Below are 19410 nucleotides of genomic sequence, written 5' to 3'. Positions count from 1 at the left end.
TCATGAGCGAGCCGCCCGTCATGCCCTTCGCGCCCTCCATGTCGTCCATGCCCTTCACGCCCGCGCTGCAGCGCCTGCATCGGCTCGGCTGGCAGCCCGGCGCGACGATGCACGACGGCTGGTGGCCGCATCTCGGGCTCGCCGCGTGGCGCGAAAGCTATCGTCGCCATCCGGCGTGCCGCGCGGCGATCGACCGGCTGATCGTCGCGCGGCGCGGCTTTCCGCGCGCGCCGCTGCCCGCGCGGCTCGACGACAGGCAAAGCGCACTGCTGTCCGTCGAGCCGCGGATCGAAGCGCTGATCGTCGCGCTCGGCGTGATCGCGCTCGATTGCGCGGATCATCTGCTCGTCACGCGATACCGCACGCACCTCGCCGGGCGGATCGGCGAGCGCGGCTGCGCGCAGTTGCTCGCGCTGCATCGCGGATGGAGCTCGCCCGCGCGCGTCGCATCGCCAGAGCGCCTCGTCGACGCCGCGACGGCGGCTGGCGTGCGATGGTGGCGGCGCGACGCGGGGGCGTGCGTCGTCGCGACGCTGCTCGCGACGCGGCTGCCGCCGGCGGACGATGCGCCGCTCGACGGGCCGGATGCGGCCGTGCGGCCGGCTGCGTTCGATGCGTCGGTTGCGTTCGATGCGTTCGATGCGGCCGATGCAGCCGATGCAGCCGATGCGTTCGACACGCACCAGACGCATCAAACGCATGAGATGCGTGAGATGCACGAGACGCGCGGCATGCACGACATGCGAGACGCCCGGGTCCTGCGCGCGACGCCCGGCGCGACCGACGGGTGTGAACGGCTCGCCGCGCCCCCCGACGCGGCGAGCCCATCGACCGCAGCGACCGTACCGACCGTACCGACCGCGCCGACCGCATCGATCGCGCCGCACGCGCTCGCCGTGCGAAACCCGCTCGACGCATCGCCGCCGGCAACCGCCGGCTCCGCCTCCGACAAGCTCCTGAAACTCGCCCGCTTCCTATGAACGGCCTCGTTCCTCCGATCGTCTCGCTGCCCGGCCCCGCGCCGCTCGACGTGCATCTGCCGGCGAACGCGCTCGCGCGCTATTGCGACGCGGCGGCCGTCGTCGCGGCCGCGCGCGACGAAGCGCGTGCGCTCGTCGATCAGGCGCGGCGCGAGCTCGACGCGGCGCGGCAAGCGGCCGAGCGCGTGCGCGACGACGCGTACCGCGAAGGCGCCGCCCGCGCCGAAGCCGAGCTCGAATGCCGGCGAGACACGTTGATCGACGATACCGTCCGCTGGCTGATCGACGCGCGCGAAGCCGAGGCCCGGATCGCCGAGCGGATCGACGCGCGCGTGCGCGCGCTCGTCGCGAGCGTGGTCGAGCCGTACCTCGGCACGCACGAGCCCGTCGCGCTGCTCGCGCAACGCGTGCGCGTGCGCGTTCGCGCCGACGCGCACGGGCAAGCGTTCCGCGTCTTCGTATCGCCGGCGAACCTGCCGCGCACGCGCGACGCGCTTGGGCACGACCCGCGCGTGCGAATCGACGCCGACACCGCACTGTCGGACCGCGCCGCACGGTTCGAAACGCCGGACGCGATCGTCCGCTTCGATCTCGACCGGCATCTGCGCCTGTTGCTCGCGCGCCTCGCGGGCCCAACCGAGGAGACTCGCTCCGATGCTCAACCGTATTGATCCGGCCGCCGCGCAGGCGAGCGCCGCCGCGACGCCGGCCGGCGCCGGCGCGGCTTCCGCGCAGCCGGTCCAGCGGATCGTGCCGCCGCAGTCCGCGCACGAGCTCGCGCAACGCGAGCTCGCCGACGCGCCGCTCGACTTCGGCGGCGCGCCGCTCGAAGCGGCGGGCGTGTCGGGCGAATCGTTCGCCGAAACGCTCGAGGACATCGGCTTCGCGATCGGCGCGCGTTTTCGCGAGCCGCGGCGCGGCACGGCGGACGGCCGCCCGGAGCGGCCGCGCGCGCGCTCGATGCTGCATCAGTTGATCAAGCAGATCGGCGCGGTGTCGGCGGCCGAGCTCGCCGAGCTGCGCGAGCGGATTCCCGGCGTCGACGAACTCGACGATGCGGCCGACGCGATGCGCGACGCCGGCTTCAACGCGGGCGAAATCGCGCTGCTGCTCGGCGCGATGCTCGAAGAAGGCAAGCTGTCCGGCATGCGGCGCAAGCGCGCAGAAGACGCGCTCGCCGCGATTCTCGACGGCGACGAATGGGCATTGCAGCTGTTCGCCCGGCTCGAATTCGGCGTGGCCGGCCGCGCGGGCCTGAGCGAGCTGCGGCGGCTCTATCAGCGCGCGGCCGCGCGGCAAAAGCGCCTGACCGAATGGTTCGACGAATTTCGCCGCCTGCGCGACCGGCGGCGCAAGCTGAAGACGCTGATCCGCGCGCTCGCGTTCGAGCTGTCCGCACAGGGGCCGGCGATGGATGCGCATCTCGCGGCCGTGATCACGGACCTGAAACGCATCCTGCAGTTTCTCGGCGTCGAGGATCACTGCGCGCGCGCGGCCGACGCGTTGAACGCGCCCGGCGTCGACGCCGACGTGCTGCTGCAATCGCTCGTCGAATGCGTCGAGCAAAGCTGGATCAACGCGGGCTGGCTCGCCGAGCGCACCGGTGCGGCGATCCGCGACGACGCGTTCCGCTACCGCTACGCGAAGGCGATGCAGGAGCTCGTCAAGCTGCTGCCCGTCGACTGCTACGAGGACGCCGACCAGCGCGACGCGATCCTCGGCGCGTTCGCCGAGCATCTCGAAGCGCTGGCCGACGCCGGGCTGTAGTTCGGCGCGCGCTCGTGCGCGAAGATGGGCGGGCAATCGCTCGCGCGCGAACAGGAACGGCTCGCGCCGCACGCGCGCCGCTTCCCTTACCCGGCCGGCGGGCCCCGGTTCGCGCGCTTGCCCTTGATGCGACCGCCCTTCGTCGGACGGCCGCTCTCGATCCGGCCGGTCGCGAACCGATCGGCGCGCCGAGTGCCGATCAGGCAAGTCTGGCAAGCATGTTCGCGCGCGACGCGCCGCAATTCGATCAGATGCGCGGGCGCGCTCCGGCCTCACCTCGCACGCGCTCGACGGGCGCGGCGAGCCGGCATTCGGCCGTACCGCCGGCGGCGCTCGGCCGCGCCGAATCCGTCGCGTCATGCCGTTCGTGACCCGGCGCTTCCGCAACGCCGGACGCGCCGACAATCGACCAATCGCCGCTGAACGCCTTCGATCGGCCGTCACGAATCCGCGGCCGCGCTCGGGCATCCGGTATCCGCGCCGATCCGGAACATTCGATCGTGTGCGATATCGCGCGGCGCCGCTCGCGCAATCCGGCACGCACGGCCGGTTTCCCCATCGTGAGCGCTCGCCGGAGCATTCAGCCTCGCGGCGACGTCCCCGCTTGGCCGGGCGGGCTGCCGTGATATCGCGCCCACAGCGTGTCGATCACGTCGCGCGCCGCGCTCGCCGCGAGCCGCACGGCGTCCGGACAATCGCCGCCCGGCGCGCACGCGCGCGCGAGCACGGCGAGCAGCCGGTCGCGCGCCTCGCCCGTGTCGTCGGCGAACAGCGTTTCTTCGAGAGCAGTCAGTCGTACCATCGGAGGTTCCTTGCGGGAGGATCACATGTCGAGCGGCACCGACACGAGGCGCTCGTCCTTGCGCAGGCTCATCGCGCGGCGCGTGACGCGCACGATCGCATAGCCGTTCGGCAGCACGCCGCCCAGTTGCAGCCGCATGCCGTTCGCGAGCACGACGTAGATCGCGCCCGCGTGGCCGCCCACCGTCACGACGGGCGCGGGCAGATACGCGCTCGCCGTCTGTTGCGACGGCACGTCCTGCCACGTCGCGGCGAAACCGTCGCGGGCCGAGCGGTTGAATTCGGCGATCACGGCCGAAAGCGCCGCCGCGCGGGCCGGGTCCGCCGCGCCGCTGACGATCAGCGTCTTGCCGGACATCACGATGTTCAGGCCGTCGAGCGGCACGCGAGCCGACAGCGCTTCGTACAGCCGGCCGAACCACAATGCGCGATCGTTGACCGCGCGCCATGCGCGCAGCCCGCGCAGCATCTGAAGCTGCGCGGCGACGCGCTGCCATGCCGCATCGGCAACGATCGGCCCGCGGATCTCGACGCCGTCGAGCGTCGCGTCGCTGCGCACGTCCACGTCGCGGTAGCCGTTCAGCGCGAGCACGTTGCGCACGTTCTCGCGCAGCGTGTCCGCGCAGAGGCTCGCGTCGCGCATCGTGATGCCGCGCGCGCGCAACCGCGCCCGCAGCCGCTCGACGTCGCCCGACGACGCGCAAAGCCCGCTCACCTCCACCGAGCCGTCCGCCGCGCGCCGCGCATGCAGGCCGTGCAGCGCCGGCGCGCGCATCTGTTGCGCGAGCCACGCGTCGACATCGAATCGCGCCGGCGCAGGCGGGCGCCACAGAATCAGCCCGAGCCCCGCGGCGATCGCGACGATCGCGGCGCACGCGAGCGCCGCGCATGCGAGCGCGCGCGTCGACGCCGCCGTCGCGGCGCGACGCCGCGCAGGCACCGGCAGCGCGGACAGCGCATCGCCGCTTTCGCCGAGCACGAACGCGACGCCCGCGACGTCGATCGCCCGCCCGAGAGGCAACGCGCCGTGCGCATTCCACGGCTGGCCGTCGACCCACGCGCGCGCGTCGGCCGACACGCGCACGCCGTCCTCGCCGCTCGTCAGCTCCGCGCGCGCATCGCCTTCGAGCGGCAGCGCGATGTCCGCGTCGTCGCCGCCGATGCGCGTCGCGCCCGGCGGCAGATCGAACTCGAGGCCGGCGAGCGGGCCGTTCAGCCACTTGAGCTTGTGCATCGGATCGTCATGCCGGCTACGTCTGCCACGGATCGGCGCGAATCAGGAACAGCCGGACCGTGTGCCGCTGGCTCCGGCTCGTCGTCTTGAACAGACGCCCGAGAATCGGGATGTCGCCGAGCAGCGGAATCTTGCGCTCGCCCTCGCTCAGCTCGTCCTGCACGAAGCCGCCCAGCAGCAGCGCATCGCCCTCCTTGAGCAGCGAATGCGTCGCGATCTCGGAGCTGAGCGTCTGCGGCAACGGCTCCTGGCGGCTCAGCGGGCTCGTCTGGCGGCCGTCCTGCACGACGAGCGTCAGCATGACCTCCTGGCGGCCCGCGTCGCCGATGATGCGCGGCGTCACGCGCAGCAGCGAGCCCGTCGAAATCGATTCGAGCCGCGCGACGCGCTCGGCGCTCACCTTCGTATAGAACGTGATGTTGCGATCCAGCACCGCCTGCATGTTGTCGAGCGTGACGACCGACGGGCGCGACAGGATGCGCGCCTTCGAGTTCTGCTGCAATGCGCTGAGCTGCACCATGAAGTTGCCGGTGTTCGAGATCACCGTCGAGAAGCTGCCCGCGCCGGGCTGGCCGCCGCTGTTGAAGCTCACCGTGCCGCCGCCGATCCGCGCGGACGCCTGCCAGTCGACGCCGAGCGCGCCGAGGTCCTCCGCGTTGATGTCGATGATCGTGACCGAGATCTCGACGAGCTTCGGCTTGCGGTCGAGCTGCGCGATCAGGTCGCCGTAGAGGCTCATGTTCGCGCGCTTGTCGCGCACGATCACCGCGTTCTGCCGCGCGTCGGCGGCGAACATCGGCAGCAGCCGGTCGCTCGCCGGCTGCTGCCCCTGGCTGTCCTTGAGCGGCAGCGCGCGGCCCTGCGCCATCTCGCGCAGCACCGACACGACGCCCGGCACCGTCACCTGCTGAGATCGATAGCTGTACGACGTGTCGGCGGCCGTCGCGTACTTGAGCGGAAAGAAGCGCACCGACTCCTGATTCTGCTCGCGATTGATCGCCTGCTGATCGAGGCGCTTCGCGAATTGCGCGATGCGCTCGAGGCAGACGGGCACGCCGTACGCCTCGATCGCGTTCGCCTGCGCGATCGCCAGCACGCGGCATTGCCGCCGATCCAGCAGCCCGGCCGAGCGCAATTGCGCGATCAAGGTGGCGGAAGGCAGGTAGTCGAGCGCGATCAGACGGCTCGCCACCTCCTGCGCGCGATACACGTAGAGCGTTTGCCCGTCGTAGTACCACGCGAGCTGATAGAGCCGCGCGAGACGATCGAGCGCCGCGTCCGGCGGGCCGCCGTCGAGCGTGCCGATGAACGCGCCGTCGACCTGCTCGCTGACGACGACGGGCACCCGATAGTTCGCGCCGAGATCGCGCAGCACGTCGGCGAGCTTCGCGCCGCGCGTGGCGAGAAAGAACGGCGCCGCGCCGTGCGTCGGCAGCGGCGCGGCCCATGCCGCCGCGTTCGCCGCCACGCACGCGGCAAGCGCCGCGGCGGCCCGCGCGCGCATTCGCGTGCGACGAAACGCGCGCGTCATTCGAGAGGCCCTGCGCGACGCATGCCGCGCGCGGCCGCGTGATGCGCGCCGAGCCAGCGCACGACCGCGCCCTGCTGCTCGAGCCCCGCGCGCAGCGCGGCCGCATCGACGTCGCAATCGTAGCGGCGCACGAAGTAGAGCGTGCCCTCGTCCAGCCACAGCGCATCGTCGGGCTGGCCGCGCAGCGACGCGAGCCACAGCGCCGCGTGTGCAAGCCATGCGGCGTCGTGCGGCGCGCCGTCCACGGCGAACGCAACGCATACGCCGTAGGCGCCTTCGCCGCACCAGCCGTCCAGCTCGTCCATCGTCAGCGACCAGCGTCCGCGCCGCGCGTCGCCGATCGAAACCGATCCGACATGCCGGATGCATGCGGGAGCGTCAATCAGGTATCCGTGCTTCATGGCGTGACATTTTCAAGATAGACCTTGATAGAATCGATCCGGTCATCACCTGAATTTCGGACGCCTTGAGTAATTTTTCATCATCGTCTGGCACCCGCCCCATGGCTCTCACGCATACCGCCGCTCCCGCCGAGATACGCATCCTGGTCGTGGAGGACCATCCCCTGCTGCGGTTGGGCCTCAAGAACCTGCTGGATGCTTCGCCGCCGCTGTCCGTCGTCGACGAAATCAGCAACGGCCTCGACGTCTATGCCGCGTGCCAGCGGCTCGATCCCGACATCGTGCTGCTCGATCTCGGCCTGCCCGGCATGAACGGCCTCGACGTGATCCATCAGTTGCGGCGGCGCTGGCCGGACCTCGGCATCCTCGTCGTCACCGCCGAGACCACCGAACATCGCGCGAGCGCCGCGCTCGCGGCCGGCGCGAACGGCTACCTGCTGAAGAACAGCTCGAAGCAGACGCTGCTCGACGCGATCTGGAAAGTGTGGCGCGGCCACACGGTGATCGATCCGGCGCTCAACGTCGAGCAGGTCACGACCAAGGCCGTTGCCGACGGCGCGGTCGCGCTCACGCCGCGCGAACGTCAGGTGCTCAAACTGATTTCCGAAGGCTGCCGCAACCGCGACATCGCCGAGAAGCTCACGATTACGATCAAGACCGTGGAGACCCATCGACTGAACCTGATGCGCAAGCTCGACGCGCACAACGCGGCGGAGCTCGCCAACTGGGCGCACCGCCTCGGCCTGCACTGACGCGGCGCCCGCCGCTGCGGTCACGCAAACTGAATCGAGATCAATTCCGCCAGGTCCCGCACGTCCTGACAGCTCGTCCAGCCGCCCGCGCGCACCTGACGCTCCTGCTGCTCGGCCGCCTCGCGCACGAGGTCGAGCCCGCCCTGGCCCGCGCAGCCCTTCAGCGCATGCAGCACGTTCAGCATCGACGCGACGTCATTCGCGTGCCATGCGGCGTCGATCTGCCGGTGCAGATCGACGAGCGCCTGATGCAGCTTCTCGCGCATCGCGGCGTCGTTCAGATCGAAGAGCGGCGAGCATGACTTCGCGTTCGGCGTGAGCTCGACGCCGCGCGCGAGCTGCGTCGACGCGACCTGATTGATCATGTCGGCCAGCTGCTCGAGCGAAACCGGTTTCGTCAGATAACCGTTCATTCCCGCCGCCCTCGCGCGCTCGTGCTCGGCGGGCGACGCGTTCGCCGTCAGCGCGACGATCGGCGTATCCGGATCGAGCACGCCCTCGGCCACGTGCCGCCAGCGCTTCGCGGTCGCCATGCCGTCCAGCTCGGGCATGCGCACGTCCATCAGCACGAGATCGAACACGTGCGAGCGGCCGAGCTTCAGCGCGAGCTGCCCGGACGCGGCCGCGCGCGTGCGATGCCCGAGCTCGCGCAGCATCTTGCCGACGATGTCGCGATTGACCGCGACGTCGTCGACGACGAGGATCTTCAGCGACCACGGGCAGATCGCCTTCGGCGCGACCTCTTCCTGCACGGCCTCGCCGCGCAGCGCGAGCACGACCTTGTCCCACAGCTTGCCCGGCAGATAGCCCGATTCGGGCATCGGAAACTGCACGTTGTCGCCCGTGTCGACTTGCAGCCCCCACATGCGCAGCTGCATGTGCAGCGCGGCCGGCGCGACGAGATGGCCCGCGAGCGGCGCGGGCGGCATTTCATCGGCCTGCAGCGGCAGCAGCACCGTGAAGCGCGTGCCCTTGCCGAGCTTGCTGTCGAGCAGGATCTCGCCGTTCATCAGGTTCGCGAGCCGCGACGCGATCGGCAGGCCGAGGCCGTTGCCGCTGTCGTGCGCGCGCACCTGCACGAACGGCTTGAAGATGTCGAGCTGGTATTCGTCCGGAATGCCCTTGCCGGTATCCTCGACGACGAACGCGAGCATGTCCGCGCGGCGCTCGACGCTCAGGTGGATGTGCCCCTGCTCGGTGAACTTCATCGCGTTGCCGAGCAGGTTGATGAGGATCTGCCGCACGCGCAGGCCGTCTAGCCACACGCGACGCGGCACGTCGGACGTGACGAAGGTCCGCAGGCTGAGGCTCTTCTCGTGCGCGCGGATGTGGATCGTCAGCATCGCCTGGTCGAGCAGCGCGAGCAGATCGGTCTGCTCGCTCGCGAGCTCGAGCTGGCCCGCCTCGATTCGCGAAAAGTCGAGCACGTTGTTGACGATCCCGAGCAGATAGCACGACGACTGCTGCGCGACGCGCACGAGATCCCGCTGCTCGGCCTGCAGCGCGCTGCGATTCAGGAGCGCGAGCGCGCCGACGATCCCGTTGAGCGGCGTGCGCAGCTCGTGGCTGATGCTCGCGATGTGCTCGCTCTTGCGGTGGCTCGCCGATTCGGCGATCCGCTTGGCCTCCGCGAGCTCGCGCGTGCGCTCGCGCACCTTGCTCTCGAGCGTCTTGTAGTACGCGTTGACCGTGCTGAGCAGCGAGTTGTACGCGCTCCCGATCCGGCCCAGCTCGTCGCGGCGCCCGGTCGGCAGGCGGCGGCCGAGGTCGCCCTCGCGCTGCGCGTCGATGATGTCGACGAAATGCTGCAGCGGCCGGCCGAGCTGCCGCTGCAGCGTGACGTAGACGAACGCGATCAGCAGCAGCTGCACGACGAAGGTCCAGCGCGTCGTCAGCGGCAGCAGCGACATCGCCTTGTCCGTGACCGCGCTCACCGGATAGATCGCGGCGAGCTGCCAGTTCGGGCCCGACAGCGGCGTGCAGATCACATAGTAGTTGCCCCGGCGATTCCAGTTCGTGCGGTCGCACTTCGGCGTGAGCACGAACGCGGGCGGCGGCTTCATCGGCGTGTCGGCGCCCATCCAGAACACGTCGCCCGCCTGCGATTGCAGCGCGAAGCGCGGCGGCGCCTCGAGCCCCATGTCCTTCGCGATCGACGGGATGTCGCCCACCCGCAGATTCTGGCCGGCGACGATGCCCGTGTGCGGATCGACGACGGCCGCCGCCGCGCGGAGCACGCCCTTCGAATCCGTGATCGCCGCGCCCCAATGCACGACGGGCAGCTTCGGCAGCGTGCGCAGCGTCGCCAGCGCGGCGATCTTGCGCTGCATGTCGTTCTTCGACATCCTTTCCGGCTCGAACAGCACGATGCCTTCCGTCGGCAGCAGCAGGAACGTGTCCATCCGGTTGCGCGGATCGGCGTGCCCGTAGATCTCGACGATTTCACGCGCGCGATCGACGAGCTCGCGATCGCCCTTCGCGTCCTTGAACGGCACGAAAATCGCATGCTGCCCCGAAGCCTGCGCCTTCGGGCGCAGGATGATCCGGTCGTCGAGCATGTTCCACCACGACAGCAGCATCCGCGCCTGGCGCTCGGCGTATTCGTAACGGCGGCTTTCCTCCTGCGCGATCGACTCGAGCTGCCAGGTGAGCTCGCTGCGCAGCTCTCTTTGCGCCTCGATGTATCGAAAATAAAAGCCGATCGACTCGGACAACAGCCAGAAAGCCGTCATCGCGCAACTCAGGATCACCATGATCCGCGCGGTCAGCGACTTTTCCCACAATGCACTCATTATTGATGTGTACCCCGCAACATCTGCGGCGTAATTATCGCATTTTGCATTTTCGCGCGCCGGCCGGTTCAGGTCTTTACCGTATGCCCCGCTCGGGCCCGATTCGCGAAGATGTCTCGACCTTGTCTCACGACGCATCTTCGGCGTACGAAGGAACCGAATGGATTTGCAAACGGAACGCCGACTCGAGCAGTTGCTGCGCCTGCTCGATTTGCCCTGCGAGCGCATCGCCGAGCGCATGGAATTCGCCGTGGCGGGTACGCGCCTTTTCGTCGAAGTCGACGGCGGGCGGCTCACGCTGTCGCTCGCGAGCGCGGTGGACGCCGCGCGCCGCCGCGACGCGCTGATGCGCGTCATCGCGCGGTGCGATCCGATGCGCATGCAGGGCCTCATGCTGCGCGCGTTCGCGGCGGGCACGCAGCTCGTCGTGAGCTGCGCGTTTCCGCGCGACACGAACGTCGACGACTGGCTGGCCGGCCACCGGACGATGCGGCGCCTGCTCGACGCGCACGCCGGAGACGCCGCATGAAACGGCTCGCGCCGTGGCTCGCGCGCGCGGCGGGCCGCCAGGACATCGTGCTCGCGGTGATGCTGCTCGTCGCGGTGTTCATGATGATCGTGCCGCTGCCGACGAGCCTCGTCGACCTGATGATCGCGTTCAATCTGATGGTGTCGATCATCCTGCTGATGATGTCGCTGTACATCCGCGATCCGCTCGAATTCTCGGTGTTCCCGTCGCTGCTGCTGATCACGACGCTCTACCGGCTCGCGCTCACGATCAGCACGACGCGTCTCATCCTGCTGCAGGCGGACGCGGGCGAGATCGTCTACACGTTCGGCAGCTTCGCGGTCGGCGGCAATCTCGGCGTCGGCCTCATCGTGTTCGTGATCATCACGATCGTTCAGTTCATCGTGATCACGAAGGGCTCCGAGCGCGTCGCCGAGGTGAGCGCGCGTTTCTCGCTCGACGGGATGCCCGGCAAGCAGATGAGCATCGACGGCGACCTGCGCGCGGGCACGATCGACGCGAACGACGCGCGCCGGCTGCGCGGCCTCGTGCAGAAGGAGAGCCAGCTCTACGGCGCGATGGACGGCGCGATGAAGTTCGTCAAGGGCGATGCGATCGCGGGCATCATCATCATTCTCGTCAACATCCTCGGCGGCACCGCGGTCGGCGTGTTCATGCACGGCATGAGCGCGAGCCAGGCGATGTCGACGTACGCGATCCTGTCGATCGGCGACGGCCTCATCAGCCAGATTCCCGCGCTGCTGATCTCGATCACCGCGGGCATCATCGTCACGCGCGTGCCGGGCGACACGCGCCAGCCGCTCGCCGCCGATCTCGCCGAGCAGATCGGCAAGCAGCCGCAGGCGCTCTGGCTCGCCGCGTCGGTGCTGCTCGTGTTCGCGCTGCTGCCGGGCTTTCCCGTCGTCTACTTCGTCGCGCTCGCCGCGCTGGTGTTCGGCTGCGCGTGGCATCTGCGCCGGCGCGCGAAGCGCGGCGCGGCGGGCATCGGCACCGCGGCGCACGGCGCGGCCGCGCCGGCGGGCGCGCTCGCGGCACACGCGCCCGGCTCGCCGGGCTTCGCGCTGACGCCGGGCGCGATCCCGTTGATGATCCGCCACGGCGAAACGGCGGTGCGGCCCGCGAAGCTCACCGAAGCGCTCGACGCGCTGCGCGCGCGCACGTTCGAGCAGCTCGGCCTGCCGCTGCCCGAGATCCATCTGCAAGCCGACGCCGGGCTCGCCGCCGACGCCGTGCAGATCCTGCTCTATCAGGAGCCCGTTCTCACGCTCGCGATGCCGGCGAACGAATGGCTCGCCGACGCGCGCAGCGCAAGCGTTGCGCAGCGCGTGCGCGTCGAGGCGCTGCCGTTCGCGCAGTTGCGGCTTCAATGGATCGACCCCGCTCATGCGGACGCGCTCGCCGCGCTCGGCGTCACCGTTCATCGCGACGAGGCGCGCGTCGCGCACTGCGTGTCGCTCGTCGTCGAGCGTCACGCCGCGCAGTTCATCGGCGTGCAGGAAACCCGCTTCCTGATGGACGCGATGGAGGCGCGCTACGCGGAGCTCGTGAAGGAAGTGCAGCGCCAGATGCCGATCGGCCGGATCGCGGACGTGCTGCAGCGGCTCGTCGACGAGCGCGTGTCGGTGCGCGATCTGCGCGGCATCTTCGAGGCGCTCGTCGAATGGGCGCCGCGCGAGAAGGACCCCGTGATGCTCGCCGAATACGTGCGCGTCGCGCTGCGGCGGCACATCGCGACGCGCCATCGCGCGGGCCAACCGTGGATCAGCTGCTGGATGATCGGCGAGCGCATCGAATCGATGGTTCGCGAATCGATCCGGCAGACGGCCGCGGGCTCGTATTCGTCGCTCGCGCCCGAGCACACGCACGCGATCGTCACGCGCCTGCAAGGCGCGCTCGCCGACGCCGATTTGCGGCGCACCGTGCTCGTCACCGCGATCGACGTGCGCCGTTTCATGCGCAAGATGGTCGAGCGCGAGTTCGGCGATCTGCCCGTGCTGTCGTTCCAGGAAATCGGCGACGAGGCGGAATTGCGCGTGATCGGCACCGCCGATCTGATCGGGGAGCTCGCCGATGCGCCCGCTTGATCACCCGCTTGATCACCCGCTTGATCACCCGCCTGATCACCCGCCTGATCACCCGCGCGATCGCTCGCTCGATCGCCTACTTGATCGCCTAGTTGATCGCGCGCGCGTCGCCGCGCTCGTCGACGCGCGGCTCGCGCCGCGCGGCGTCGCGCCCGAGGCCGGCGTGCGCTTCGGCCGCGTCGTCGAGATCGGCCCGACGCTCGTGCGCGCGACGCTGCCGGGCGTCGGCTTCGGCGATCTGTGCCGGCTCGAGCCGAGCGGGATCGACGCCGAAGTCGTCGCGGTCGACGGCGACGCGGCGCTGCTGTCGCCGTTCGCCGAACCGCGCGGCATCGCGGCGGGCAGCGCGGTGCGCGCGCTCGGGCGGCCGCACCGGATCGCGGTCGGCGATTTTCTGCTCGGGCGCGTCGTCGACGGGCTCGGCCGGCCGCTCGACGACGGCCCCGCGATACCCGCCGACGCCGCGCGGATCGATCTCGATCGCGCGGCGCCCGGCCCGCTCGCGCGCGCGGTGATCGACACGCCGCTGCCGCTCGGCGTGCGCGCGATCGACGGCGTGCTCACGTGCGGGCGCGGGCAACGGATCGGCATCTTCGCGGCCGCGGGCGGCGGCAAGAGCACGCTGCTCGGCATGATCTGCGACGGCAGCCCCGCCGATGTCACCGTGCTCGCGCTGATCGGCGAGCGCGGCCGCGAGGTGCGCGAGTTTCTCGAACGCGTGCTGACGCCTCAGGCGCGCGCGCGCGCGGTCGTCGTCGTGTCGACGTCCGATCGCCCGGCGCTCGAGCGGCTGAAGGCCGCGTACGCGGCGACCGCGATCGCCGAACACTTCCGCGACCAGGGCCGCGACGTGCTGCTGATGATGGATTCGCTGACGCGCTTCGCGCGCGCGGCGCGCGAGATCGGCCTCGCGGCAGGCGAAAAGCCCGCGGCGGGCAGCTATCCGCCGAGCTTCTTCGCGCGGCTGCCGCGCCTGCTCGAACGCGCGGGGCCCGCCGCAACGGGCAGCATCACCGGGCTCTACACGGTGCTCGTCGAGGGCGACGACATGAACGAGCCCGTCGCCGACGAGGCCCGCTCGATCCTCGACGGCCACATCGTGCTGTCGCGCAAGCTCGCGCAGGCGAACCATTATCCGGCGATCGACGTCGGCGCGAGCGTGAGCCGCGTGATGAGCCAGATCGTCGATGCGCGCCATCGGGATCTCGCCGCGCGGCTCAGACGCCTCGACGCCGTCTATCGCGACATCGAGCTGCTCGTGCGGGTCGGCGAATATCAGCCGGGACGCGATCCGGAAGCCGACGACGCGCTCGCGCGGCGCGACGCGATCCGCCGCTTCCTGTGCCAGCCGGTGACGGAGAAGACTACGTTTGAACAGACGATCGATCAGTTATGGACAACGGTGGACGGTCAACGCTGACCACGCTCGTGACAATCAAGAAGCGTCGCGAGCGCAGCATACGCAGCACGCTCGCGATGCTCGAGCAACAGGAGGCGACGCTCCTTGCAAGCAAGGCGAGCCTGCTGGAGGCGCGTCGCGCGCTTTGGGTCGAATGGCGCGAGTGCGCGGACGAGGACGCGGTGCACGACTACGCATCGCTGCAGGCGCTCAAGCGCGAGCTCGCGGGCTTTCATCAACGCGACCAGACGCTCGCCGACCGGATCGAGGCGGTCGATGCGCAGTGGCAGGCGCTGCGGCTCGAACGCGACGGCCAGCTCGATCAGTTGCGCCGCGCGCTCGTCGATCAGGAAAAACTGAACGCGCTGCTGGAATGACGCGACGAGGTGCGCCGTGAAAACGATGACGACGGGCGCGCGGTTGCGCGAATCGTACGGACCGTGCGCGCCGCACGCCGCGCGCGCGCCGGATCGCAGCGAGATGTCGGCGGGCGACGCCGCCGATGCGTTTTGCGCCTGGCTCGACGCCGGGCCGGGCGACGCGCGGCCACCGCGCACGCCCGCCGACGACGCGCCGGCGATCCGCACGAACGACTCGGGTGACTCGGGTGACTCGGGTGATTCGAGCGGCTCGGACGGCTCGAGCGCCGCAGCCGCCGGCTCGCGCGCGCACGCTCGACGCGCGCCGGCAGGCGGTGCGGGCGCGCGGTTCGACGGCGCGCCCGCCGCGCCGCGCCCGTCGCCCGCCGACGTGCTGACGCTGCGCATCGCGAACGGCCCGCTCGCCGGGCTCACGCTGCGCGCGCGCTTCGCGGGCGGCACGCTCGTCGTCGCGCTCGATTCGGGCGGCGAGCACGCGCATTTGCGGGCGCGGGCGCGGCGGATGCGCGGCCGGCTCGAGGCGGCGCTCGCCGCACGTTTCGCGCAGCCCGTCACGCTGGAGTGGTCCGATGCAGCCGCTGCGGATTGATCGCACGACGCTCGCGCTGCTGCGCGCGGTCGGCGCGGGCCGGCGGCTCGCGCTCGGCGACGGCGCGCTCGCGCTGCGCTTTCTGCGCGCGGGCGGCGACGGCCTGATCCTGTCGGCGCGCACGGACGACGGCCCCGTGCGCCTATGGGTCGACGCCGCGCCGTGGTGCCGATGGATCGAGCCGGTGCTGAGCGTGCCGCACTGGGACGCGGTGCCCGTCGAGCTGCGCGGCGCGCTCGCCGCGTGGACGTGCGCGTGCATCGAGCCGGATCTCGCGTCGTTCGGCGTGTCGTGGCTGCGCGCCGACGCGATCGAGCGCGGCGCGTGCGCGGCCGAGCCCGCGTGGTCGCTGCGCATCGAGCGCGAGCATGCGGCGCTCGACATGCGGATCGTCGACGCTCCGCTCGCATGGCTCGAACGGCTCGCGAACGGGCTCGATCCGCTGCCGGATGATTTTCTGCCGGTCGATCCGCAGCCGATCGATTTGGAGCCGATCGATCTGCCGCCCCATTCGCCGGTCGGTTCTTCAGCCATGCCGCCGCGCACGCCGCCGCACGGCGGCCGCGCGGCCTCGCCCGCGCTCCGGCTCTCGCTCGCGGCCGGCTGGAGCATCGTCGACACGGCGACGCTCTCGCGCGTGCGCGCAGGCGACGCGCTGCTGCTGCAACACGCATACGCGGTTGCGCAAGGCGAGCTCGCGCTCTTCGCCGAGCGCCCGCTCGCGACCGTGCTCGATTGCCGGCACGGCCCTTACACGATTGGAACGACGATGGATACGTTCGATGACTGGCTCGACATCGATGTCGAGCCTGCCGCGCTGCCGGATGCGCGAGGCGCGGCCGACGGGTTCGATGCGCCCGACACTGTCGATGCGCCCGACATGCACGACGGGCACGAAGGACACGCCCCGCCGCTGCGGCTCGACGCGCGCGTGCGCGTCGTCGCGCAGGTCGCGACGATCGACGTGCCGCTCGCGCGGCTCGCGAGCCTGCGCGCGGGCGACGTGCTCGACGGCCCCGCGCAGCCCGACGGGCTCGTCACGCTGCAGGTCGCGGGCAAGCCGTTCGCACGCGGCACGCTGCTCGACATCGGCGGGCGCCTCGCCGTGCGCATCGAGCATCTGCTGCCCGCATGACGCGCGACTTCAGGTGTCGGCCGGATGGGTCGGCGCGCGACGCGCGCCGATAATGCGTCGCGTATCGCCCTTTCCGGATTCGTGGATGAACCTTTTCGACCAGCCCCTCCAGTTGATCGCCGTGCTGTTCGCACTGTCGATCCTGCCGCTGCTCGTGGTGCTGGGCACGTCGTTCCTCAAGCTGTCGGTCGTGTTCGCGCTGCTGCGCAACGCGCTCGGCACGCAGCAGATCCCGCCGAACATCGCGCTGCACGGGCTCGCGCTCGTGCTGACGATGTTCGTGATGGCGCCAGTCGGGCTCGCGATCCAGGACAACGTCGCCGCGCATCCGGTCAGGATCGACGCGCCGGACTTCACGCAGCAGGTCGAAAAGACGATCCTCGCGCCGTACCGCGCGTTTCTCGAGCGCAACACCGCGCCGGACCAGGTGCGCTTCTTCGCGGACATCGGCCACAAGACCTGGCCCGAGCCGTACCGCAACCGGATTCCCGACGATTCGCTGCTCGTGCTGCTGCCCGCGTTCACCGTGAGCCAGCTGATCGAAGCGTTCAAGATCGGCCTGCTGCTGTTCCTGCCGTTCATCGCGATCGATCTGATCGTGTCGAACGTGCTGCTGGCGATGGGGATGATGATGGTGTCGCCGATGACGATCGCGCTGCCGCTCAAGCTGCTCGTGTTCGTGCTGGTGCACGGCTGGGAGAAGCTGATCGGCCAGCTTCTGCTGTCGTTCGCCTGACGCCGCGCGCCGCCACGCATGAGCGAAGCCGTCGTCACCCAGCTCGCCGCGCAGATGATGTGGCTCGTGCTGCTGCTGTCGCTGCCCGTCGTCGTCGTCGCGTCGGTCGTCGGCATTCTCGTGAGTCTCGTGCAGGCGCTCACGCAGGTGCAGGACCAGACGATTCAATTCCTGATCAAGCTGCTCGCCGTCGCCGTCACGCTCGCCGCGACGTATCACTGGATGGGCGACGTGCTCGTCAACTATACGCTGCAGAGCTTCGATCAGATCGGCAGGATGCGATCGTAGCGCGCCGCCCATGCAGACGCTCGTCCAATGGCTGCCGATCGTCGCGATCGCGATGCTGCGCCCGTTCGGCGCGCTGCTGATCTTGCCCGTCTTCACGCCGGCCACGCTCGGCGGCGCGCTCGTGCGCAACGCACTCGCGCTGATGATCGCGCTGCCCGTGCTGCCGTTTCACGATGCCTGGCCGGCGTTGCCCCAGGCGGCCGGCGGCACGCCGCATTACCTGTGGCTCGCGTTCGGCGAGCTGTGCATCGGCGCGCTGATCGGCTTTTGCGCGGCGATCCCGTTCTGGGCGCTCGACATGGCGGGCTTCCTGATCGACACGACACGCGGCGCGTCGATCGCGAGCGTGCTCAATCCGCTGCTCGGCGCGCAGTCGTCGCCGTTCGGGATGGTGTTCTCGCAAGTGTTCACGCTGCTCTTTCTCGTGTCGGGCGGGTTCAACACGCTGATCGCGACGATCTACGCGTCGTACGCGACGCTGCCGCCGGGCGCCGCGCTCCACTTCGGCCCCGGCGCGCTCGCGTTCTTCGCGCAGCAGTGGCATCTGATGGTCGAGCTGTGCCTGCGCTTCGCGATGCCGGCGCTCGCGGCGATCCTCCTCGTCGACATGGCGCTCGGCCTCGTCAACCGCTCCGCGCAGCAGTTGAACGTGTTCTTCCTGTCGATGCCGATCAAGAGCGCGTTCGCGCTGCTGCTGGTCGTCATGTGCGCGAGCTTCGCGTTCCGGCTGCCGCTCGCCGACATCGCGCGGCTGCCCGAGCGCATCGCGCATCTTTGCGGCATGCTGCAATGAGCGAGAAGACCGAAAAGCCGACCGCGAAGAAGCTCGCCGACGCGCGCAAGAAAGGCCAGGTCGCGAAAAGCGCCGAGATCACGAGCGGCGTGCAGCTCGCGGTGCTGCTCGGCTATTTCCTGTTCGAGGGCGCGCATCTGCTGCAGGCGTTCGAGGCGCTCGTCGACGTGTCGATCGCGGTCGTCAACGACGATTTCGCCGCCGCCACCGCGCGCTGGATGCGCGCGCTCGGCGCGGCGCTGATCCGCTTCACGCTCGGCATGGCGGCGCTCGTGATCGCGACGACGGTGGTCGCGGTGATCGCGCAGATCGGCCCGCTGCTCGCCGTCGACGCGATCAAGCCGTCGCTCGACAAGATCAATCCGCTCGCGAACTTCAAGCAGATGTTTTCGCTGAAGAGCCTGTTCGAATTCGCGAAATCGCTGTTCAAGGTCGGCGTGCTGTCGGCGATCTTCTTCTATCTGATCCGGCAGTACGCGCCGTCGCTGCAGTTCCTGCCGCTTTGCAGCGTCGAATGCGGGCTCGCGGTCAGCACGCAGCTGCTGTACTGGATGTGGGCGGCGCTGATCGGCTTTTACGTCGTGTTCGGCATCGCCGATTTCGCGTTCCAGCGCTACAACACGACGAAGCAGCTGATGATGTCGCTCGAGGACATCAAGCAGGAATTCAAGAATTCCGAAGGCAACCCGGAGATCAAGCACAAGCGGCGCGAGATCCATCGCGAGGTGCAAAGCGGCAGCCTCGCCGCGAACGTCGCGAAATCGACGGTCGTCGTGCGCAACCCGACGCACGTCGCCGTGTGCCTCTATTACCGGCGCGACGAGACGCCGCTGCCCGAGGTGATCGAGATCGGCCGCGACGAGATGGCGCTGCACATCGTCGCGCTCGCCGAGCGCGAGCGCGTGCCCGTCGTCGAGAACGTGCCGCTCGCGCGGGCGCTCGCGAGCCGGCTCGGCGTCGGGCAGCGCATTCCGCCCGACCTGTTCGAGGCCGTCGCGCACGTGCTGCGCGTCGCGATGCAGTTGCCGTACGACGATGGCGATGACGACAGCGATGACGATGGCTGCGGTCGTGATGACGGCGGTCGCGTCGCGCGAGACGAACGCGCACATTCTTCCCGCAACGATGCAAACGGCTGAGCGTCGTGCGGCGCGGCGGAGCGCGCCGCGCCGGACGCGAGCGGCGCGCGCTCCGCTGGCGGTTGCGTCATCGCGCACGT

General features: G+C 70.1%; 20 protein-coding genes. 14 read left to right on the top strand and 6 right to left on the bottom strand.

Features of this window, described 5'->3' with window-relative positions; translation table 11 throughout:
- Nucleotides 1-38: 38 nt before the first annotated feature.
- The 3 genes from WT60_RS26060 to sctW are packed head-to-tail and all read left to right on the top strand — an operon-like array spanning nucleotide 39 to nucleotide 2747.
- A complete protein-coding gene (locus WT60_RS26060; protein ID WP_186448657.1) occupies nucleotides 39-980 on the top strand; it encodes a type III secretion system domain-containing protein in 942 nt (313 codons plus the stop codon).
- The gene (locus tag WT60_RS26055; RefSeq protein ID WP_038747796.1) at nucleotides 977-1651 is read left to right on the top strand and encodes a hypothetical protein; all 675 of its coding nucleotides are present in this window, start codon (nucleotides 977-979) and stop codon (nucleotides 1649-1651) included. The genes WT60_RS26060 and WT60_RS26055 overlap by 4 nt, the downstream gene beginning before the upstream one ends.
- Nucleotides 1635-2747, top strand: coding sequence for a type III secretion system gatekeeper subunit SctW (gene sctW, locus WT60_RS26050; RefSeq protein ID WP_060356208.1), 1113 nt, complete (start codon nucleotides 1635-1637; stop codon nucleotides 2745-2747). The genes WT60_RS26055 and sctW overlap by 17 nt, the downstream gene beginning before the upstream one ends.
- 86 nt (nucleotides 2748-2833) lie before the next feature.
- Here sctW and WT60_RS35390 read toward each other — a convergent pair whose 3' ends face one another.
- The 5 genes from WT60_RS35390 to WT60_RS26025 form a co-directional block, all read right to left on the bottom strand.
- A complete protein-coding gene (locus WT60_RS35390) occupies nucleotides 2834-2989 on the bottom strand; it encodes a CyaA/EF/ExoY family adenylyl cyclase toxin (RefSeq protein WP_235364022.1) in 156 nt (51 codons plus the stop codon).
- Between the two features lie 338 nt (nucleotides 2990-3327).
- Entirely contained in the window at nucleotides 3328-3549 is a 222-nt protein-coding gene (locus WT60_RS26040; RefSeq protein WP_038747802.1) for a hypothetical protein, read from the bottom strand.
- Nucleotides 3550-3570: 21 nt separating this feature from the next.
- A complete protein-coding gene (gene sctD / locus WT60_RS26035; RefSeq protein ID WP_060356209.1) occupies nucleotides 3571-4782 on the bottom strand; it encodes a type III secretion system inner membrane ring subunit SctD in 1212 nt (403 codons plus the stop codon).
- Between the two features lie 16 nt (nucleotides 4783-4798).
- Nucleotides 4799-6286 carry an EscC/YscC/HrcC family type III secretion system outer membrane ring protein gene (locus WT60_RS26030; RefSeq protein ID WP_052145076.1) on the bottom strand — a complete coding sequence of 496 codons (1488 nt, stop codon included), beginning with the start codon at nucleotides 6284-6286 and terminating at the stop codon, nucleotides 4799-4801.
- Between the two features lie 23 nt (nucleotides 6287-6309).
- Nucleotides 6310-6714, bottom strand: a complete 405-nt coding sequence (locus WT60_RS26025) for a hypothetical protein (protein WP_226377296.1) — start codon at nucleotides 6712-6714, stop codon at nucleotides 6310-6312.
- 101 nt (nucleotides 6715-6815) lie between these two features.
- On the opposite strand from WT60_RS26025, the gene WT60_RS26020 reads away from it, so the two are divergent.
- Entirely contained in the window at nucleotides 6816-7466 is a 651-nt protein-coding gene (locus tag WT60_RS26020; RefSeq protein WP_038747807.1) for a two component system response regulator, read from the top strand.
- A gap of 20 nt (nucleotides 7467-7486) precedes the next feature.
- On the opposite strand, the gene WT60_RS26015 is transcribed toward WT60_RS26020, so the two are convergent.
- The gene (locus WT60_RS26015) at nucleotides 7487-10258 is read right to left on the bottom strand and encodes a two component system sensor kinase (protein WP_038747810.1); all 2772 of its coding nucleotides are present in this window, start codon (nucleotides 10256-10258) and stop codon (nucleotides 7487-7489) included.
- A 160-nt stretch (nucleotides 10259-10418) separates the two neighbouring features.
- Between WT60_RS26015 and WT60_RS26010 the strand changes: the two genes are divergently transcribed.
- From WT60_RS26010 to WT60_RS25965, 10 genes are all read left to right on the top strand, one after another.
- Nucleotides 10419-10787: a secretion protein gene (locus WT60_RS26010; protein ID WP_236860928.1), complete on the top strand. Its 369-nt coding sequence runs from the start codon at nucleotides 10419-10421 to the stop codon at nucleotides 10785-10787.
- Complete coding sequence (locus WT60_RS26005) at nucleotides 10784-12871, top strand: EscV/YscV/HrcV family type III secretion system export apparatus protein (RefSeq protein ID WP_060356210.1); 2088 nt, start codon at nucleotides 10784-10786, stop codon at nucleotides 12869-12871. Before WT60_RS26010 ends, WT60_RS26005 begins: the two co-directional genes overlap by 4 nt.
- Complete coding sequence (locus tag WT60_RS26000) at nucleotides 12858-14291, top strand: EscN/YscN/HrcN family type III secretion system ATPase (RefSeq protein WP_236860927.1); 1434 nt, start codon at nucleotides 12858-12860, stop codon at nucleotides 14289-14291. Before WT60_RS26005 ends, WT60_RS26000 begins: the two co-directional genes overlap by 14 nt.
- 8 nt (nucleotides 14292-14299) lie before the next feature.
- Complete coding sequence (locus WT60_RS25995; RefSeq protein WP_226383140.1) at nucleotides 14300-14647, top strand: hypothetical protein; 348 nt, start codon at nucleotides 14300-14302, stop codon at nucleotides 14645-14647.
- 16 nt (nucleotides 14648-14663) lie between these two features.
- On the top strand, nucleotides 14664-15239 hold the full coding sequence (locus tag WT60_RS25990) for a hypothetical protein (RefSeq protein ID WP_060356211.1): 576 nt from the start codon (nucleotides 14664-14666) through the stop codon (nucleotides 15237-15239).
- On the top strand, nucleotides 15220-16374 hold the full coding sequence (locus WT60_RS25985; RefSeq protein ID WP_060356212.1) for a FliM/FliN family flagellar motor switch protein: 1155 nt from the start codon (nucleotides 15220-15222) through the stop codon (nucleotides 16372-16374). Before WT60_RS25990 ends, WT60_RS25985 begins: the two co-directional genes overlap by 20 nt.
- A gap of 85 nt (nucleotides 16375-16459) precedes the next feature.
- Nucleotides 16460-17110 carry a type III secretion system export apparatus subunit SctR gene (gene sctR / locus WT60_RS25980; RefSeq protein WP_038747822.1) on the top strand — a complete coding sequence of 217 codons (651 nt, stop codon included), beginning with the start codon at nucleotides 16460-16462 and terminating at the stop codon, nucleotides 17108-17110.
- Nucleotides 17111-17128: 18 nt separating this feature from the next.
- Entirely contained in the window at nucleotides 17129-17398 is a 270-nt protein-coding gene (locus tag WT60_RS25975) for an EscS/YscS/HrcS family type III secretion system export apparatus protein (RefSeq protein ID WP_038747825.1), read from the top strand.
- Between the two features lie 10 nt (nucleotides 17399-17408).
- Nucleotides 17409-18191, top strand: coding sequence for a type III secretion system export apparatus subunit SctT (gene sctT / locus WT60_RS25970; RefSeq protein ID WP_038747827.1), 783 nt, complete (start codon nucleotides 17409-17411; stop codon nucleotides 18189-18191).
- Entirely contained in the window at nucleotides 18188-19330 is a 1143-nt protein-coding gene (locus tag WT60_RS25965; RefSeq protein ID WP_060356213.1) for an EscU/YscU/HrcU family type III secretion system export apparatus switch protein, read from the top strand. The genes sctT and WT60_RS25965 overlap by 4 nt, the downstream gene beginning before the upstream one ends.
- Nucleotides 19331-19410 lie beyond the last annotated feature (80 nt).

The organism is Burkholderia sp. MSMB617WGS, assembly GCF_001532025.2.
Lineage (GTDB): Bacteria > Pseudomonadota > Gammaproteobacteria > Burkholderiales > Burkholderiaceae > Burkholderia > Burkholderia savannae.
The sequence above is the reverse complement of the archived record's forward strand: the minus strand, read 5'-3'. Positions and strand labels throughout refer to the sequence as shown.

Coding starts and splice junctions, on each gene's coding strand:
- sctR (WP_038747822.1), top strand. CDS start 16,460: ATGAACCTTTTCGACCAGCCCCTCCAGTTGATCGCCGTGCTGTTCGCA.
- WT60_RS26060 (WP_186448657.1), top strand. CDS start 39: ATGTCGTCCATGCCCTTCACGCCCGCGCTGCAGCGCCTGCATCGGCTC.
- WT60_RS25965 (WP_060356213.1), top strand. CDS start 18,188: ATGAGCGAGAAGACCGAAAAGCCGACCGCGAAGAAGCTCGCCGACGCG.
- WT60_RS26040 (WP_038747802.1), bottom strand. CDS start 3,549: ATGGTACGACTGACTGCTCTCGAAGAAACGCTGTTCGCCGACGACACG.
- WT60_RS26030 (WP_052145076.1), bottom strand. CDS start 6,286: ATGCGCGCGCGGGCCGCCGCGGCGCTTGCCGCGTGCGTGGCGGCGAAC.
- WT60_RS25975 (WP_038747825.1), top strand. CDS start 17,129: ATGAGCGAAGCCGTCGTCACCCAGCTCGCCGCGCAGATGATGTGGCTC.
- WT60_RS26020 (WP_038747807.1), top strand. CDS start 6,816: ATGGCTCTCACGCATACCGCCGCTCCCGCCGAGATACGCATCCTGGTC.
- WT60_RS26055 (WP_038747796.1), top strand. CDS start 977: ATGAACGGCCTCGTTCCTCCGATCGTCTCGCTGCCCGGCCCCGCGCCG.
- sctW (WP_060356208.1), top strand. CDS start 1,635: ATGCTCAACCGTATTGATCCGGCCGCCGCGCAGGCGAGCGCCGCCGCG.
- WT60_RS26000 (WP_236860927.1), top strand. CDS start 12,858: ATGCGCCCGCTTGATCACCCGCTTGATCACCCGCTTGATCACCCGCCT.
- WT60_RS26015 (WP_038747810.1), bottom strand. CDS start 10,258: ATGAGTGCATTGTGGGAAAAGTCGCTGACCGCGCGGATCATGGTGATC.
- WT60_RS26025 (WP_226377296.1), bottom strand. CDS start 6,714: ATGAAGCACGGATACCTGATTGACGCTCCCGCATGCATCCGGCATGTC.
- WT60_RS26010 (WP_236860928.1), top strand. CDS start 10,419: ATGGATTTGCAAACGGAACGCCGACTCGAGCAGTTGCTGCGCCTGCTC.
- sctT (WP_038747827.1), top strand. CDS start 17,409: ATGCAGACGCTCGTCCAATGGCTGCCGATCGTCGCGATCGCGATGCTG.
- WT60_RS26005 (WP_060356210.1), top strand. CDS start 10,784: ATGAAACGGCTCGCGCCGTGGCTCGCGCGCGCGGCGGGCCGCCAGGAC.
- WT60_RS25985 (WP_060356212.1), top strand. CDS start 15,220: ATGCAGCCGCTGCGGATTGATCGCACGACGCTCGCGCTGCTGCGCGCG.
- sctD (WP_060356209.1), bottom strand. CDS start 4,782: ATGCACAAGCTCAAGTGGCTGAACGGCCCGCTCGCCGGCCTCGAGTTC.